Below are 17,354 nucleotides of genomic sequence, written 5' to 3'. Positions count from 1 at the left end.
TGACGCCATGACCCAGACCGAATTCTATGTATTGCTGGCCGCGATCGCGGCTGTTCTGATCCTGCAGGCGTTGTCGCTGCTGCGCGCGCGCGGCGCGGCCGGCGGCGGCGATGGCCTGGCCGAACGCATCGAGCGCGTCGAGCGCGAGGTGCGCATGCAGTTGCAGACCACGGCGCAGGCCACGCACGCGGCCAGCGTCCAGCAATTTGAGGCCATGCGCCGCCAGTTGGAGGCGCAGGGGCTGGTCGGCCGCGATGAGCAGGGCCGCAGCCTGAAGCTGTTCGCCGACAGCATGAACCAGAACCTGGCGCGGCTGACCGAGTCGAACGCCGCGCGCATGCAGGAGGTGCGCGCCACGCTGGAGGCCAAGATCAAGGATCTGCAGGCGGACAACGGCGCGCGGCTGGAAGAGATGCGCAAGACCGTCGACGAGAAACTGCACGCGACGCTGGAGGCGCGCCTGAGCGCATCGTTCCAGCAGGTGTCCGAGCGGCTGGAGCGAGTGCACCAGGGCCTGGGCGAGATGCAGCAGCTGGCGCTGGGCGTGGGCGACCTGAAACGGGTGCTGACCAATGTGAAGACGCGCGGCACGTGGGGCGAGGTGCAGCTGGAGATGCTGCTGGAGCAGGTGCTCACGCCAGATCAATACGCGAAGAACGTCGAGACCATCGCCGGCAGCGGCGCGCGGGTGGAGTTCGCGCTCAAGCTGCCGGGCCAGGTGGAGGGCGGGGCGCCGGTGTGGATGCCGATCGACGCCAAGTTCCCGAAGGAGCAGTACGAGCGCCTGCTGGACGCCGCCGACCGCGCCGACGCGGAAGGTGTGGCACTGGCCGGCCGAGAGCTGGAACGCGCGGTGCGCGGCGAGGCCAAGACGATTTCGGAGAAGTACGTGTCGCCGCCGCACACCACCGATTTCGCCATCCTGTTCCTGCCGACCGAGGGCCTGTACGCGGAAGTGATGCGCCGTCCCGGCCTGGCCGACGAGCTGCAGCGCGTGAACCGCATCAGCATCGCCGGGCCGTCGACCTTGTCGGCGCTGCTCAACAGCCTGCAGATGGGCTTCCGCACGCTGGCGCTGGAGAAGCGTTCGTCGGAGGTGTGGCAGGTGCTGGGCGCGGTGAAGACGGAGTTCGGCAAGTTCGGCGACGTGCTGTCGGCCACCAAGCTGGCGCTGGAGCGGGCCGCCAAGAATATCGAATCGGCCGAGACGCGCAGCCGCCAGATGGCGCGCAAGCTGAAGACGGTGGAGGCGCTGCCGAGCGAGGCGGCGCAGCTGCTGCTGGGACCTGAAATCGACAAGAATGATCTCGACATAGATTAGAAACGGAGCCCGCCATGCATGGTCGCACTCTCGATTTTTCCACGATCGGCAAACCAGCCGTCCAGCGTAACAAGATCGTCAGCGCGGCCGATGCGGTCGGCCTGATACGCGACGGCGACACCATCGCCACTGGCGGCTTTGTCGGCGTCGGCTTCGCGGAGAATATCGCGGTGGCGCTGGAGCGGCGCTTCCTGTCGGCCGACAGCGGCGGCCATCCGCGCGACCTGACGCTGGTCTACGCCGCCGGCCAGGGCGACGGCAAGGAGCGCGGCCTGAATCACTTCGGCCACGAGGGCCTGCTCAAGCGCGTGATAGGCGGCCATTGGAGTCTTGTGCCCAAGCTGCAGCAGCTGGCCATGAGCGGCAAGATCGAAGCCTACAACCTGCCGCAGGGCGTGATCAGCCAATTGTTCCGCGACACCGCCGCCGGCAAGCCTGGCCTGCTCACGCACGTGGGCCTGGGCACTTTCGTCGATCCGCGCCACGGCGGCGGCAAGATCAACGCCCGCACCACCGAGGAGCTGGTGGAGCTGCTCACGCTGGGCGGCAAGGAATATCTGTTCTACAAATCGCAGCCGGTGCACGTCGGGATCATCCGCGGCACCACGGCGGACGCCGTTGGCAACATCACCATGGAGCGCGAGGCGCTGACGCTGGAGGCGCTGGCGATCGCGATGGCTGCGCATAATTCGGGCGGCATCGTCATCGTGCAGGTCGAGCGCATCGCGGAGCGCGGCACGCTGCATCCGCGCCAGGTCAAGATTCCCGGCATCCTGGTCGACTGCGTAGTAGTGGCGGAAAAGCCCGAGTACCACATGCAGACTTTCGCCGAGCCATATAACCCCGCCTACTCGGGCGAGCTGCGCGTGCCCTTGTCGGCGGTGGCGCCTATGCCTTTGACGGAGCGGAAGATCATCGCCCGCCGCGCGCTGATGGAGCTGCGGCCGAACAATGTGGTCAACCTCGGCATCGGCATGCCGGAAGGCGTGGCGGCTGTGGCGGCGGAGGAGAAGCTGCTCGACCTGGTGACGCTGACGGCGGAACCGGGCGTGATCGGCGGCATGCCGGCCGGCGGCTTGAACTTCGGCGCGGCCACCAATGCCGACGCGGTCATCGACCAGCCCTACCAGTTCGACTTCTACGACGGCGGCGGGCTGGATGTGGCGGTGCTCGGATTGGCGCAGGCCGACCGCCACGGCAATCTGAACGTCAGCAAATTCGGCAGCAAGCTGGCCGGCGCGGGAGGCTTCATCAACATCAGCCAGAACGCGCGCAAGGTGGTTTTTGTCGGCACCTTCACCGCTGACAAGGGCGCCACGCACAAGTTCGTCGACGAGGTGGAGCACCGCACCTACAGCGGCGAGTATGCGGCGCGGCGCGGGCAGGAGGCGTTGTTCATCACGGAGCGCTGCGTGATGCGGCTGGTGCTGGACGGCGGCATGTCGGCGCTGGAGCTGATCGAGATCGCGCCCGGCGTCGACGTGGAGCGCGACATCTTGGCGCACATGGATTTCAAGCCGCTCATCAGCGCGCAGCTGAAGGTGATGGACGCGCGCATCTTCGCGCCGCTGCCGATGAACTGGCGCACCGATTTTCTGGCGCTGCCGCTGGAGCAGCGGCTGGTGTACGACGCGCAGCAGGAGCTTTTCTTCGTCAACTTCGAAGGCTTCGAAGTGAGCGACACCGAGACCATCGCCGAGATTTGCGCGCTGGTGGCGGAGCGCCTGGCGCCGCTGGGCCGCAAGGTGCCGGCGGTGATCAACTACGACAACTTCTCGATCACGCCGGAGCTGATGGACCAATACGTGGAGTCGGTGAACCAGCTGGCGGAGCGCTACTACAGCAAGGTGACGCGCTACGCGCACAGCACCTTCATGCGCGCCAGCCTGGGACGCGCCTTCCGCCGTATCGAGAAGGACGCAGCGTTGTTCGCCAACTCCGCCGAGGCGCTGCTGCGTTTGCAGGAGCCTTGACTGCGTATTTGTACTTGTTTGTGCGTGTTTGTTTATATTTGGCGCGCTCACATGTACACTTTTGCGCATGAAACGTGAAAACCTACTGCTGCAAGAGCGCCACGACCTGATATTGAAGCAATTGCAGGCCGACGGCCGCGTGATTGCTTCCACGCTGGCGCTGGACCTGAACGTCACCGAAGACACGATACGGCGCGACCTGCGCGACCTGGCCGCCGCCGGTTTGTGCCAGAAGGTGTATGGCGGCGCGGTGCGCATCGCCGCCGCGCCGGAAAGCGGAACGCTGACCCAGCGCCTTGGCCGCGAGCAGTCCGGCAAATCGCGCCTGGCCACGGCCGCCGCCACGCTGGTGAAGCAGGGCAGTGTGATCTTCCTCGATGCCGGCTCCAGCAACCTGGCCATCGCCGAGGCCTTGCCGAACGCGCCGCTGACGGTGCTGACCAACGCGCCGTCCATCGCGGCGCGGCTGCTGGACAAGCCTCACGTGGAACTGATCATGATCGGTGGGCGCATCAAGCAGGGCCTGGGCGGCAGCGTGGGCGCGACCGCGCTGCGCGAGGTGGAGCTGCTACGGCCCGACCTGTATTTCGTCGGCGCCTGCGGCGTCGATCCGCAGGCCGGCATCACCGCCGTCGATTTCGAGGAGGCCGAATTCAAGCGCCGCCTGGCTGCGCACAGCAAGGCCACCGCCGTCGTCGCCACCGCCGCGAAACTGGGCACGGTCGCGTCCTTTCTGGTGCTGCCGATCGCCCAGTTGACGCATCTGGTGGTCGAGCAGGATACCGACGCGCGATTGATGGATGCCTATTCCGCAGCCGGCGCCCGCCTGCTGCGCGCCGAATAATGAGAGCCGCCCCGATGACCACTGGACTGCAACGACGCGTTTCAACCCGCCTGGCCTTCCTGGCCGCCGGCATGGCGATGTCCGCCTGGGCGCCGCTGGTGCCGTTCGCGCAGGCGCGCACCGGCGTGGAGCCTGGCCAGCTTGGCCTGCTACTGCTATGCCTGGGCATAGGCTCGCTGCTGGCGATGCCGGTAACCGGTGTGATGGCCGCGCGTTTCGGCTGCCGTCGCATCATCCTGGCATCAGGCTTCGGATGCTGCCTTGTGTTCCCCTTGCTGGCCATCGCGCCGTCGGCGTGGTCGCTGGCGTTGGTGTTGTTCCTGTTCGGCGCGGCGATAGGCACGCTGGATGTGGCGATGAATATCCAGGCCGTGATCGTCGAGAAGGAATACGGCGGCGCGCTGATGTCGGGCTTTCATGGCTTGTTCAGCGTGGGCGGCATCGTCGGCGCCGGCGGCATGACGCTGATGCTGTGGGCGGGGCTGGACCTGGTCGCCGCGTCGCTGGTGCTGGCGGTGGTCGTCGCGCTGGTGGTGGCCTTCGCTGGTCCGCACCTGTTGCGCGATCCGGTACCGTCGGAGCGCGACGCACCGTTGTTCGTCGTGCCGCGCGGCGCGGTGGTATTGATCGGCGCCTTATGCTCGCTGGTGTTCCTGGCCGAAGGTGCGGTGCTGGACTGGAGCGCTGTCTTCCTCACCAGCGGCGGCGGCTTCACGGCGGGGCAGGGTGGCCTTGGTTACGCGGCCTTCGCGGTGGCGATGACGGTGGGGCGGCTCAATGGCGATAAGCTGGTGCATCGCTGGGGCGGCGGGCGCTTGCTGCTGTTGGGCGGCTTGTGCGCGGCGCTGGGATTCCTGAGTGTGGTGTTGGCGCCGTCGCCGTGGATCGCGCTGGCCGGCTTCGCGCTGATCGGCACCGGCGCGTCGAACATCGTGCCGGTGTTGTTCAGCGCCGCCGGCAACCAGAAGGACATGCCGGCCAGCCTGGCGATCAGCGCCATCACCACCATTGGCTATGCTGGCATACTGGCCGGGCCGGGACTGATAGGTTTCGTCGCACACGCGTTCGGGTTGCAGCTGGCGTTCGCGGGACTCGCCTGCGGCATGCTGCTGGTTGCGGCCAGCGCGGGCATGGGTGTGGCTTCTTCGCGCAGCTCTGGCTAGCGGCTGCTGAGGCGTTCGAGCCGCAGGCGGTGGCGCTCGTCGGTGACACTGCGCGCCGCCAGGTAGACCGCCAGCGTGACCGATATGCCGCTGCCGCCGGCCAGCAGGAACATCAACAGGATCTGGTAGCGCACCGCGTCCATCGGGTCCATGCCGGCGAGGATCTGGCCGGTCATGATGCCGGGCAGGGTGATGATGCCGGCGGCCGACATCTGGTTGATCAACGGGATCAGTCCCTTGCGCACCGATTCGCGTATCAGCGGCGCCAGCGCCTCGTTGCGGGTGGCGCCCAGCACCAGTTGCGCTTCGATGGCGTTGCGCGAGTTGACCACGCCGCCGTAGAAGGTGTCCAGTCCCAGGCTGGCGGAATTGAGCACGTTGCCCAGCACGATGCCGATCAGCGGGACCGCGTACTGCGGCTCGTACCATGGCGTGGGATGCAGCACCGTCAGCAGCGCCAGCACCACGGTGGCGATGCTGGACAGGCCGACGCTGGCCGTGGATAGCCACACGCCGGGCCAGCCGCGCAAGCCGTGCGCGGGCCGCATCGCCACCTCGCGCGCGGCGGCCACGATCATCAGCAGCGCCACGGCCAGTGTGGCGGCGGGGGAGGCCAGCGCGAACACCCAGCGCAGCACCAGTCCGACCAGCAGCAGCTGCACCACCATGCGCGTGGCGGACCACAACATCTTGCGCTGCATGCGGAGGCCCAGATACGCCGAGATGCCGGCATTGAGCAGCACCAGCGAGGAGGCGATCGCCAGGTCGACGGCGCCCGGCTGGATCGGCGTCATGCCGCTGCTCATGGTGTGGCTCCGTTGTCGGCGAGGCGGCGGTCGCGCATCGTCATGGCGCGGTGGCCCAGCGTTTGCGCCTGCGATTCGGAGTGCGTGACCAGCACGATGGATAGTCCCGCCGCGAGTTCCTTTTGCAGCAGCTGCTCGGTGGCGGCGACGGCGGCCGGGTCCAGCGCGGCGGTGGGTTCGTCGAGCAGCAGCACCTGCGGCTTGCAGGCCAGCGAACGTATCAACGCCATGCGCTGGCGCTCGCCGGTGGAGAGGCGGCCGATGTCGCTCTCCAGCAGCGCCGGCGACAGGTTCAGTTGCGGCAGCAGCTCGCGCACGCGTTCCATCTGTTCGGGCTTGAAATGCTGGCCGGCGGTCGGCAGCCACCATGCCGGTTCGGCCGGCTGATAGACCACGGCGGCGCGCCATGCGGGAGCGCTCATGCCGGCGCGCGGCTGGCCGTTCAGCAGCGCCTCGCCGGTGTTGGGATCGAGGTCGCACAGCATCCGCAGCAGCAGGCTTTTGCCGGCGCCGGACGGGCCGGAGATGGTCAGGCATTGGCCCGCTTCGAGATCGAAGGAGAACGGGCCGGCCAGCGGCGATTGCAGGTTGCGGATGCGCAGGCGCGGGTTCACGCTGGGTTGGAGCATCGGCTCAGACCAGGCCGTCGAACAGCAGCACGTCGACCATCTCGCCGGCGGCGACGCTGGCTTGCGCCTCGCGCAGCACGACGATGCAGTTCGCCTCGGTCATCGAGCGCAGGATGCCGGAGCCTTGCGCGCCGGTGAGGCGCACTTGCGGTTCGCCGCTTGCGCCGGCGCTGATGATGCCACGCTGGTATTCGGTGCGGCCGGGGCGCTTGCGGATCGCTTCGGTGCAGCGGGCCTGCATCATGGGCAGTGTCGATTGCGCGCCCATCATGTGCAGCAGCGCGGGACGGGCGAACAGGTAGAACGACACCATCACCGCCACCGGATTGCCGGGCAGGCCAAACAGCCAGGCGCTGCCTGCCTCCGTTCGGATCTGGCCGAAGGCGAGCGGGCGGCCGGGACGCATCGCCAGCTTCCAGAAGGCGACGTCGCCGATGCGGGCGAGGATGTCGCGCGTGTAGTCGGCCGCGCCCTCGGAGACGCCGCCGGAGGTGATGATGGCGTCGGCCTGCGCGCTCGCTTCGCGCAGTGCGGATTCCAGCGCGGCCGGGTCGTCGCGCACGATGCCCATGTCGATGATTTCGCAGCCGAGCCGTGTCAGCATGCCGAACAGGGTGTAGCGGTTGCTGTCGTAGACGCAGCCTTCATCGAGGCTGTCGCCCAGCGAGCGCAGTTCGTCGCCGGTGGAGAAGAAGGCTACGCGCAGCTTGCGTTGCACGGTCACTTCGCCGATGCCGAGCGAGGCCACCAGGCCCAGGTCGGCCGGGCGCAGGACTTTTCCCTTGGCCAGGGCGATGCCGCCGGCTTTCAGGTCTTCGCCGGCGAAGCGGCGGTTGGCGCCGGGGCGGATGGCGCCGTGCGCGATGGTGACGGTGTCGGCGCCGATGTGCGCGGCCAGTTCCTGTGGCAGCACGCTGTCGCAGCCGGGCGGAATGGCGGCGCCGGTCATGATGCGGATGCATTCGCCGGGCTGCGGCGCTTGCGTGCACGGGCGGCCGGCGTAGGCGATGCCGATCACCTTGAACGTGACGTCGGGCGCGCCGGCCGCGGGCAGGTCGGCGCCGCGCAGCGCGTAGCCGTCCATCGCCGAGTTGTCGTAGGCAGGGACGTTGATCGGCGAGACGATGTCCTCGGCCAGCACGCGGTCGAGGGCGGCGCGCAGGGGCTGCGTTTCGATGGCGGTGACGGGGACCATGCGCTCGCAAATGATGCGCTGCGCTTCGGCGACCGGCATGGCGTCGGTTGCGGCTGCGGATTCGCCGGCCGGGGCGGCGGCAGGTGCTGGCGCTGGCGCGCGCTCGTGCTGCTGCAGCTCGGCCAGCGTGTTGATGTTGCGGAAGGCGTCGGCGTCGTCGAACATCACTTCGGCCACGCGCAGCGATTTGTACCAGCTCTCCATGCGGCGCGCGCCGGTGGCCAGGTAGGCGTCCAGCTGCGGCAGCAGGCTGGCCTTGAGCAGCGCGAACACCGGATGCAACTGGGGCTGCGGCTCGCCGCCGTCTTCGGATTCCATGGTCACGGCCAGCGCGACGTCGGCGTCCTGCGCCAGCATGACCGCGTGCAGGCGTTCGGCCAGGTCGGGCGGCAGGAAGGGCGAATCGCAGGGAGCGGTCAGCAGCAGTTCGGTGGGGCAGTACTGCAGGCCGATTTGCAGGCCGGCCAGCGGGCCTTCGAAGCCGTCCAGGTAGTCCGGCAGCACCGGCGCCTCGCCCGCCACCGCCTGGTACTGCGGCAGGTTGCGGTTGGCGTTGATGACGATGCCGGCGGCTTGCGGCGCCAGTCGGCGCATCACGTGTTCGACCAACGTCGTGCCGCGGAAGGGCTGCAGGCCCTTGTCGACGCGGCCCATGCGCGTGCCGCGTCCGCCCGCCAATATCAGTCCCGTGACTTTGCTCTTCAAAGACAAACTACCCTCCGATGTAAGACATTTCCACCTTGTTGGCGCTGCGTTGCAGGCCGTCGGTATTGTTGGTGCGCAGTTCCGAGTAGCGGTCGCCGCGCGCGCGCCACAGGTGCGCCAGCACGGTACTGATTTCCTCGTCGCTGCGGCCGTCGCGCAGCAGGGCGCGCAGATCGTGGCCGCTGCTGGCGAACAGGCAGGTGTACAGCTTGCCCTCGGTCGACAGGCGCGCGCGGCTGCAGTCGCTGCAGAAGGCCTGGGTGACGCTGGATATCAGGCCGATCTCGCCGCCGCCGTCGACGTAGCGCCAGCGCGCGGCGGTTTCGCCGGTGTAGTTGGCGTCCAGTGGTGCCAGCGGCATCTCGGCGTCGATGCGGCGCACGACTTCGGACGATGGTATCACCTCGTCCATCTTCCAGCCATTGGAGGCGCCCACGTCCATGTACTCGATGAAGCGCAGGATGTAGGGCGTGTGCCTGAAATGGCGGGCCATCGGCAGGATTTCCTGGTCGTTCATGCCGGCTTTGACCACCATGTTGATCTTGATTGGGCCCAGGCCCACTTGATGTGCCGCATCGATCCCGCGCAGCACATCGTCGACCGAGAAGTCGACGTCGTTCATGCGCTGGAAGGTGGCGTTGTCGAGCGCGTCGAGCGAGACGGTGATGCGCTGCAGGCCGGCGTCCTTGAGCGATTGCGCCTTGCGCGCCAGCAGCGAGGCGTTGGTGGTCAGCGTCAGGTCGAGCGGCTTGCCGTGGATGGTCTTGAGCTCGGCCAGCATGGCGATCAGCCGTTCAAGGTTCTTGCGCAACAGCGGCTCACCGCCTGTCAGGCGGATTTTTTCGACGCCGTGGGCGATGAAGGTTTTCGCCAGGCGGGTGATTTCCTCGAACGTCAGCAGCGAGGTGTGCGGCAGGTATTGGTAGTCGCTGTCGAACACCGCCTTGGGCATGCAGTAGACGCAGCGGAAGTTGCAGCGGTCGGTGACGGAGATGCGCAGGTCGTGCAGCGGACGCGCCAGCTGGTCGCTCAGCAGGCCGGTCGGCGCTTCCAGGATCGCGGGGATGGCGGGCGGCGCGGGGCGCTGGCTGGCCATCATGATAATTTTCTCTGCCATGGCTCTACAATCTTGCGGTTTTTGAAATGCGGGGCAACAGTTGGACAACTACAAGAAGCTACGATAGCACGACGCCGCCAACTCGGTGGGGCGGGGCTCCATTAAAAAAGCCCCGCCGGCCTGAACGCGCTCAAGAGCGCGCCCGGTGCCGGCGGGGCTTTTTAGTGTTGCTATTCGCTGCGATTAGCGGCGGGTGTCCACCTGGACCAGCGGCTCGTCATTTTGCGGCGGCAGCGGTTTGCGTTCGCGTGGGACGCGGACCGGTGCGACTGCCTTGGCGGCTGCTTCCTGGGCGGCGCGCAGCTTGGCTGGATCGGTGGCTGCCAGCGTCAGGCCGGCGGAGCCGAGCACAGCTTGCAGGTCGATCGGGGCCGATGGCGCCACTGGTGCCGGCGCAGGAGCCGGGGCAGGTGCAGGCGCTGCTGCGACCGGTTCGGCTACCACTGGTGCGGCAACTGGAGCGGCGACAGGCGCGGCAACGGGTGCTGGCGCTGCAACCGGGGCTGGCGTCGGCGCAACCGGCGCTGCTGCGACCGGCGCGGCTTCCGCCACGACAGGGGCTGCAACTTCAGCCACTACTGCCGGGGCTTCCACAGCGGCTGGCGCTGCCACTGCGGCCGGGGCTTCCACCACGGCGGCTACTGGCTCGGCGACGACCGGCGCGGCTTCCACCACAGGTGCCGCGACGGCGGCTGGTGCCTCCACCACTGGCGTTGCGGCGGCTGCGACTGGCTCGGCAGCTGGTGCTTCGGCAGCGGCCGGTGCTTCGGCGGTCACTGGCGCGGCGGCGACAGGCGCTTCCACTGCTGGTGCCGGTGCTTCCACTGCGGCTGCGGCTACAGGGGCGGCTACGACTTCAGCTGCTGCTGGTGCGTTGAAGCCCAGGCTGATCTGCTCGCCTTGCTCGCCGGTTTCACCTGCGGCCGATTCCTGGCCTTCCGCGCCTTCGACACCTTCGGTACCGTCACGGTCGCGGCGATTGCGGTTGCGGCCGCCACGACGACGACGACGACGCGGCTCTTCACCGTCCACCGCTGCCTCGTTTTCCTCGCCTTCCGGGCCGGTGCTCGGCGCGGTTTTCAGGATGCTGGTGGCCGCTTCGGTCACCGGGCCGGTCGACGGCACGCCGACGTTCAGCGCCAATTCCTCAACCTTGGCTTCGACTGGTGCCTTGTCCGCGCGTGGTTCGCGTGGAGGACGCGGCGTGCGCTCGGCGCGCTCAGGACGCTCGGCGCGTTCAGCGCGTTCGCGTGGCGCCTGGCCTTCCGCTGCCTGGTTTTCACGCGGCTCGCGTGGCTCGCGCGGTGGACGCGGTGGGCGTGGCGGGCGGCCGTTGGCGTCCGCTGCCTTCGCTTCATCCGCCGCCGGACGGGCTGCGCCTGGTTCGCGCTCTTCGCGCTCGCCGCGGCCTGGGCCCTTGCCGTTACGGTTGCGGCCGCGTGGGCCACGTGGGTTGCGCTCGCCACGGTCGCCGGACGGCGCCTTGACCACGATGGTCGGCTGCTGCGGCAGGGCCGCCGGCGCCGGTTTCGGGCTCAGGAAGCTGAACAGCTTGGCGAAGAAACCTTGCTCGGCTGGCGCTGGCACGGGGGCCGGCGCTGGCTTGATGACGGTTTCGGTCGGCTTGCGCTCGACCAGCGGTGCAGGCTGGTCCGGGGTGATGGTCTTGACCATGGCTTCCTGGCGCGGCTTGGCTTCTTCCTTCTGGCGCTTGCTGTAGGCCATGTCGGTTTCGGCTTGCTCGGCCAGCGAGTAGCTCGCCTGGCTGTCTTCCAGACGCGGATCGTCGTGCTTGATGCGCTCGAGCTTGTAGTGCGGGGTTTCCAGGTGCTTGTTCGGCACCAGGATGATGCTGATGCGATGGCGGGTCTCGATCTTGAGCACTTCGCCGCGCTTTTCGTTCAGCAGGAAGGCTGCCACGTCCACGGGAACCTGCACGTGAATGGTGGCCGAGTTTTCCTTCATCGCCTCTTCCTGGATGATGCGCAGGACTTGCAGGGCCGACGATTCGGTGTCACGGATGTGGCCGGTGCCGGAGCAGCGCGGGCAGGTCACGTGCGAACCTTCGGACAGCGACGGACGCAGGCGCTGGCGCGACAGTTCCATCAGGCCGAAGCGGGAAATCTTGCCCATCTGGACGCGGGCGCGGTCGTGGTGCAGCGCGTCTTTCAGGCGCTGTTCGACTTCGCGCTGGTTCTTGGCCACTTCCATGTCGATGAAGTCGATCACGATCAGGCCGCCCAGGTCGCGCAGGCGCAGCTGGCGGGCCACTTCTTCGGCCGCTTCGCAGTTGGTGTTGAAGGCGGTGGTTTCGATGTCCGAACCGCGGGTGGCGCGGGCCGAGTTGACGTCGACCGAGACCAGCGCCTCGGTGTGGTCGATCACGATGGCGCCGCCCGATGGCAGCGGCACGGTGCGGCTGTAGGCGGTTTCGATCTGGTGCTCGATCTGGAAGCGGGAGAACAGCGGCACGTCGTCGCTGTAGCGTTTGACGCGGTGGACCATGTCCGGCATCACGTGGCTCATGAACTGGTGAGCCTGTTCGTAGATGTCGTCGGTGTCGATCAGGATTTCGCCGATGTCCGGCTGGAAGTAGTCGCGGATGGCGCGGATGACCAGCGACGATTCCTGGTAGATCAGGAACGCGCCCGAGGCCGACTTGCCGGCGCCTTCGATCGCGCGCCACAGTTGCATCAGGTAGTTCAAGTCCCACTGCAGTTCATCGACGTTGCGGCCGATGCCGGCGGTGCGGGCAATCACCGACATGCCTGGCGGCAGGTCCAGCTTGTCCATGGTTTCGCGCAGTTCCTGGCGCTCTTCACCTTCGACGCGGCGGGAAACACCACCACCGCGCGGGTTGTTCGGCATCAGGACCAGGTAGCGGCCGGCCAGCGAGACGAAGGAGGTCAGGGCGGCGCCCTTGTTGCCGCGCTCTTCCTTTTCCACCTGGACCATGATTTCCTGGCCTTCGCGCAGCGCCTCCTTGACGGAGGCGTTGCGGACATCCACGCCTTCGCGGAAGTAAGTGCGTGCTACTTCCTTGAATGGCAGGAAACCGTGGCGATCTTCGCCGTAGCTGACGAAGCAGGCTTCCAGCGACGGCTCGATGCGGGTGATCACGCCTTTGTAGATGTTGGATTTGCGCTGTTCGCGGCCGGCGGTTTCGATGTCGATATCGATCAGTTTCTGACCGTCGACGATCGCTACGCGCAGTTCTTCTTGCTGCGTAGCATTAAACAACATGCGTTTCATTTTTATAAACTCCGCGACCCGTAGGTCATCTCTGTGCCGCTCGGTTTCTTACGACCGAGGCAGCGAGGTACAGGGATATACGCGAGAATTAATGTGATTGCGGTGGGTATGCCCATCCTGTGCGGCGCAGAGACGCGAACGAAACCGTCCGCATCGCGGCCGCAACTGGGCGCTGAGAGGTCGATCGACATGCCGAGTGCTCGCATCACCTGCAATTCATCCATGCGGCCCCTGACGGACGGCAGAGAAATGCAGGCGGTGAGCAACGTCGTTGAGAGCCAAATCCTATCCAGGCTTACGTACTACAAGTATTGCAACTTCGGTAACCAGGCTTGTTTCAGCCTTCCGTCGAGCTTGCAGCAAAGCATGGGGTCCGGCGAAAACGGCAAGCGTTATCAACTTCATCAACCGGCCAGCTCGACTCTAGACCAAGCTGGCCGGACTTTATCCTTACAATCCAACCATATTAATTCAGCATCCTTGCCGGCATCCGATTACAACAACGGTGCAACCTTGATTCCAGCACGGGTGGTGCGTATACATTTTTTCCTCTGAATTTGCAATTTGGCGAGGCCAGTGGAGACGCCCCTGTGTAAAATGTGCTTTTATTCTTACACTTGCCGCAGATTGAACCGCAGCGAAACAATTATATATTCAAAATGAAGGACTTAGAGAGATTTCTGGGAAGACAGAGCAAATGAAGATGCAAAATGATGTTGTTCCCCCTTCAACCCCCGTTCCGCTGCAAGCACAATTCGTCACAATTACTGAAGAAGAAGCCGGTCAGCGCATCGATAACTACCTGTTGCGCGTTTGCAAAGGCGTGCCGAAAAGTCACGTCTATCGTATCCTGCGCTCGGGCGAGGTGCGGGTCAACAAGGGGCGTATCGACCAGATGTACCGTCTGGTACAAGGTGATATCGTCCGTATTCCACCGGTCCGCATCGCGGAGAAGGCCGACACCACTCACGTGCCGGCAGCCGAATTCAAGGTGATTTTCGAGGATGCCCACCTGCTGGTGATCGACAAGCCGGCCGGCGTGGCTGTGCATGGTGGTTCCGGCGTGTCCTTCGGCGTGATCGAGCAGTTGCGCGCGTCCCGTCCGGACGCCAAGTTCCTGGAGCTGGTGCACCGGCTGGACCGCGACACGTCCGGTTTGCTGTTGCTGGCGAAGAAGCGTTCGGCGCTGACCAGCCTGCACGAGCAGATGCGCGACGGCCATACCGACAAACGCTACCTGACGATGGTGGCGGGCGACTGGAAAAACGCGCGCCAGCACGTCAAGCTGCCGTTGCATAAGTACACCACCGCCGACGGCGAGCGCCGCGTGGCCGTGCAGGCCGACGGCATGCCGTCGCATACCGTGTTCACGCTGCTGAAGAAATTCAAGGACTTCGCCCTGCTGGAGGCCGAACTGAAGACCGGCCGCACCCACCAGATCCGCGTGCACCTGTCATCTTCGGGCTTCGCCATCGTAGGTGACGATAAATACGGCGATTTTGCCCTGAACCGCGCCTTGCTGAAGGCCGACGCCACGCGCGGCGCGCTCAAGCGCATGTTCCTGCACGCGCATCAGATCACGTTTACCCATCCGGATTCCGGCAAAATCATGACGCTGAACGCGCCTTTAGCCACCGAATGTGAGCGATTCTTGCTAAGCTTGGGGAAACCTCTTAACTAATCGTAAATATTTATTTGAAGGAGCCGGCCCGCGCTTGCAGGCCGGAAGACATGGCAAGAAAGCAATTCGACTTAATCGTCTTCGATTGGGATGGAACGTTGATGGATTCAACGTCAACGATCGTCAAGTGCATCCAGGCGGCGGCCAGGGACCTGTCCCTGCCGATCCCGCGCGAAGACGTGGCCGCCCATGTGATCGGCCTCGGCCTGCATGAAGCCATGCAGGCGGTGTTGCCGGAGATCGATCCGTCCTACTATCCGCGCATGGTGGAGCGTTACCGCTATCATTTCCTGTCGCGCGACCACGAGCTGACGCTGTTCCCGGGCGTGCACGACATGCTGACGGAGTTGTCGCAGAACGGCTATTTCCTGGCGGTGGCCACCGGCAAGAGCCGGGTCGGCCTGAACCGCGCCATGAACGACGTCAAACTGTTGTCCATGTTTGACGCCACCCGTTGCGCGGACGAAACCTTCTCCAAGCCGCATCCGGCGATGCTGCAGGAGCTGACGCGCGAGTTGGGCCAGGATATGCGTCGTACCGTGATGATCGGCGATACTTCCCACGATCTGCTGATGGCGAACAATGCCGGCGCGTCCGCCATCGCGGTTCAGTACGGCGCGCATCCGGTCGACCAATTGGCCGCCTGCAATCCGCTGTACTCGGCCGCCACCGTGGCCGAGCTGCACCAATGGCTGAGCGAGAACGCATAATGGCTGACGAGGATATTTTGGTCTGTGCCGCCGACGTGGTGCTGGAAGGCGGCAAGGGCGTGCGCTTCCCGGTGACCGCCGGAGGCGACGACGGCACCGGCTTCGTGGTGCGCTACGGCGGCAAGGTGTACGGCTACCTGAACCGCTGCGCCCACGTGCCGATCGAGTTGGACTGGGCCGAAGGCGAATTCTTCGAGTCCAGCGGCCTGTACCTGATGTGTTCCACCCACGGTGCGATTTATGCGCCGGAAAGCGGCTTTTGCGCCGGCGGACCATGCAAGGGCGGACGTTTGCGCCCGATCAGCGTGGTGGAGCGCGACCAGCAGATTTTCTGGCAACCGGATGACTACGTGCGCCCCGCGCGCGCCTGACCTGTAACAAGACGAGAACTATGAGCGATAACACTAGCGAAAATGGCGGCAACGGCGCTGAAAAACCGGTATCTCCTGTGCCTCCCAAAGCCACGGTCACGGCTTCCAGCTGGGAGCGCGAAGTGCTGGAAAAGCTGGTGTTCGCCACGCTGAAGGAGCAAAAGGCGGCGCGCCGCTGGGGCATCTTCTTCAAGGCGGTGACGCTGCTGGTGGTGGTGGTCGGGCTGAGCGCCTACCTGGACATCAGCTGGACCGGCACCGAGGAAACCCTCGGCCGCCACACGGCTTTGATCGAGATCGACGGCGCGATCGAGTCGGAAGGCAGCGGCGCCGCCTCGGTGGTGATCCCGGCACTGAACAAGGCGTTTTCCGACAGCGGCTCGGTGGCGGTCGTGATGCATATTAATAGTCCCGGCGGCAGCCCGGTGCAGGCCGGCATGATCGTTGACGAGATGGTGCGACTGCGCAAGGGCTATCCGGCCAAGCCGCTGTACGTGGTGGTGGACGAGATCTGCGCCTCCGGCTGCTACTACATCGCCGCCGGCGCGGACCGCATCTATGTCAACAAGGCCAGCATCATCGGTTCGATCGGCGTGCTGATGGACGGCTTCGGCTTCACCGGCATCATGGAAAAGGTGGGCGTCGAACGCCGCCTGCTGACCGCCGGCGAGAACAAGGGCTTTATGGACCCGTTCAGCCCGCTGACGGAAAAGCACAAGCAGCACGCGCAGACCATGCTCAACGAAATCCACCAGCAGTTCATCCAGGTGGTGCGCACCGGCCGCGGCAAGCGCCTGAAGGAAACGCCGGACATGTTCTCCGGCTTGTTCTGGACCGGCGCCAAGTCCATCGACATGGGCCTGGCCGACGCCTTCGGCACGGTCGACAGCGTCGCGCGCGACGTGGTCAAGGCCGAAGACATCATCGACTACACCCAGCATGAAGGCTTGCCGGAGCGGGTGCTGAAGAAATTCGGCGCGGCGATGGGCGCGGGCGCGGTGAAATCCGCGGTGGATAACGTCAAGCCCAGCCTGCGTTAATTGGGCTGGCGGCGGTCAGGCGGGCGGGCTGGCCGTTAGCCGCAGTGATCGCATCACTGGACTAGCGATTAACATTAACAATCCAGCCTTATTCCTGCTTGCATATCTGACTTGGTGGACTATAGTGGTGTTGTAGTTCTTTCCAAGGGGGGCCGATATAAACAGTTTATCTTGTTGTCAGCACGATCTTGTTCAGTTTTGATGGAACTACTCAGCTGCATCATGGATGCGGAGTAGAGAGAATTTCGATTCCTCGTAATGAGTCCTGTGATGGGACTGAAAACAGCGGCGCAATGCCGCTGTTTTCAATTGTGGCCTCGTTTTGCGCGAAGCCGCCCGCGTCCAGCCAGGCGAGGAAGTGGGCCTGGCGGTTGGCGTGCCACTGGTCGCGCGGGCAGCACGGCTCTTCGTCGACGGAGATGTGGCTGCGGCAGCGTGCCAGCAACAGTTCGGTTCTATGCATGGCGGCCTGTTCTTGCGCCGCTGTTGTCACGGTGAGTAAGGTTGTCATGGTGGGTCCTGCTGAGCATTCCTAATGCGTTAGGCG

14 protein-coding genes are annotated in these 17,354 nt (G+C 65.5%); 8 read left to right on the top strand and 6 right to left on the bottom strand.

Annotated features, from left to right (window positions below; genetic code table 11):
• Window positions 1-7 precede the first annotated feature (7 nt).
• From ACUJB0_RS13050 to ACUJB0_RS13035, 4 genes are all read left to right on the top strand, one after another.
• Window positions 8-1,321, top strand: a complete 1,314-nt coding sequence (locus tag ACUJB0_RS13050) for a DNA recombination protein RmuC (RefSeq protein WP_444845600.1) — start codon at window positions 8-10, stop codon at window positions 1,319-1,321.
• Window positions 1,322-1,335: 14 nt separating this feature from the next.
• Window positions 1,336-3,294, top strand: coding sequence for an acyl CoA:acetate/3-ketoacid CoA transferase (locus ACUJB0_RS13045; RefSeq protein ID WP_444845599.1), 1,959 nt, complete (start codon window positions 1,336-1,338; stop codon window positions 3,292-3,294).
• A 67-nt stretch (window positions 3,295-3,361) separates the two neighbouring features.
• Complete coding sequence (locus ACUJB0_RS13040) at window positions 3,362-4,138, top strand: DeoR/GlpR family DNA-binding transcription regulator (RefSeq protein ID WP_444845598.1); 777 nt, start codon at window positions 3,362-3,364, stop codon at window positions 4,136-4,138.
• A 14-nt stretch (window positions 4,139-4,152) separates the two neighbouring features.
• On the top strand, window positions 4,153-5,301 hold the full coding sequence (locus tag ACUJB0_RS13035; protein WP_444845597.1) for an MFS transporter: 1,149 nt from the start codon (window positions 4,153-4,155) through the stop codon (window positions 5,299-5,301).
• Here the strand turns inward: ACUJB0_RS13035 and ACUJB0_RS13030 are convergent.
• From ACUJB0_RS13030 to ACUJB0_RS13010, 5 genes are all read right to left on the bottom strand, one after another.
• Window positions 5,298-6,107: an ABC transporter permease gene (locus ACUJB0_RS13030; protein ID WP_444845596.1), complete on the bottom strand. Its 810-nt coding sequence runs from the start codon at window positions 6,105-6,107 to the stop codon at window positions 5,298-5,300. The genes ACUJB0_RS13035 and ACUJB0_RS13030 overlap by 4 nt on opposite strands.
• Window positions 6,104-6,736 (bottom strand): ABC transporter ATP-binding protein, encoded by a 633-nt coding sequence (locus ACUJB0_RS13025; RefSeq protein ID WP_444845595.1) that lies wholly within the window; start codon window positions 6,734-6,736, stop codon window positions 6,104-6,106. The genes ACUJB0_RS13030 and ACUJB0_RS13025 overlap by 4 nt, the downstream gene beginning before the upstream one ends.
• A 4-nt stretch (window positions 6,737-6,740) precedes the next feature.
• Window positions 6,741-8,642: a molybdopterin molybdotransferase MoeA gene (gene moeA / locus ACUJB0_RS13020; protein WP_444845594.1), complete on the bottom strand. Its 1,902-nt coding sequence runs from the start codon at window positions 8,640-8,642 to the stop codon at window positions 6,741-6,743.
• Between the two features lies 1 nt (window position 8,643).
• Window positions 8,644-9,753 (bottom strand): GTP 3',8-cyclase MoaA, encoded by a 1,110-nt coding sequence (moaA, locus tag ACUJB0_RS13015; protein WP_444845593.1) that lies wholly within the window; start codon window positions 9,751-9,753, stop codon window positions 8,644-8,646.
• A gap of 183 nt (window positions 9,754-9,936) precedes the next feature.
• On the bottom strand, window positions 9,937-13,005 hold the full coding sequence (locus ACUJB0_RS13010) for an Rne/Rng family ribonuclease (protein WP_444845592.1): 3,069 nt from the start codon (window positions 13,003-13,005) through the stop codon (window positions 9,937-9,939).
• 697 nt (window positions 13,006-13,702) lie between these two features.
• On the opposite strand from ACUJB0_RS13010, the gene ACUJB0_RS13005 reads away from it, so the two are divergent.
• From ACUJB0_RS13005 to ACUJB0_RS12990, 4 genes are read left to right on the top strand one after another with little or no spacing between them, the layout of a single operon-like run.
• Window positions 13,703-14,686 (top strand): RluA family pseudouridine synthase, encoded by a 984-nt coding sequence (locus tag ACUJB0_RS13005; protein ID WP_176363593.1) that lies wholly within the window; start codon window positions 13,703-13,705, stop codon window positions 14,684-14,686.
• Between the two features lie 50 nt (window positions 14,687-14,736).
• Window positions 14,737-15,396, top strand: coding sequence for an HAD-IIIA family hydrolase (locus ACUJB0_RS13000; RefSeq protein ID WP_444845591.1), 660 nt, complete (start codon window positions 14,737-14,739; stop codon window positions 15,394-15,396).
• A complete protein-coding gene (locus ACUJB0_RS12995) occupies window positions 15,396-15,767 on the top strand; it encodes a Rieske (2Fe-2S) protein (protein WP_444845590.1) in 372 nt (123 codons plus the stop codon). The genes ACUJB0_RS13000 and ACUJB0_RS12995 overlap by 1 nt, the downstream gene beginning before the upstream one ends.
• Window positions 15,768-15,787: 20 nt before the next feature.
• Window positions 15,788-16,807 (top strand): S49 family peptidase, encoded by a 1,020-nt coding sequence (locus tag ACUJB0_RS12990; RefSeq protein ID WP_444845589.1) that lies wholly within the window; start codon window positions 15,788-15,790, stop codon window positions 16,805-16,807.
• Window positions 16,808-17,027: 220 nt separating this feature from the next.
• Here the strand turns inward: ACUJB0_RS12990 and ACUJB0_RS12985 are convergent, their stop codons facing one another.
• A complete protein-coding gene (locus ACUJB0_RS12985) occupies window positions 17,028-17,318 on the bottom strand; it encodes a hypothetical protein (RefSeq protein ID WP_161089400.1) in 291 nt (96 codons plus the stop codon).
• Window positions 17,319-17,354: the final 36 nt, after the last annotated feature.

The organism is Duganella caerulea, assembly GCF_040362985.1.
GTDB lineage: Bacteria > Pseudomonadota > Gammaproteobacteria > Burkholderiales > Burkholderiaceae_D > Rugamonas > Rugamonas vulcania.
The sequence above is the reverse complement of the archived record's forward strand: the minus strand, read 5'-3'. Positions and strand labels throughout refer to the sequence as shown.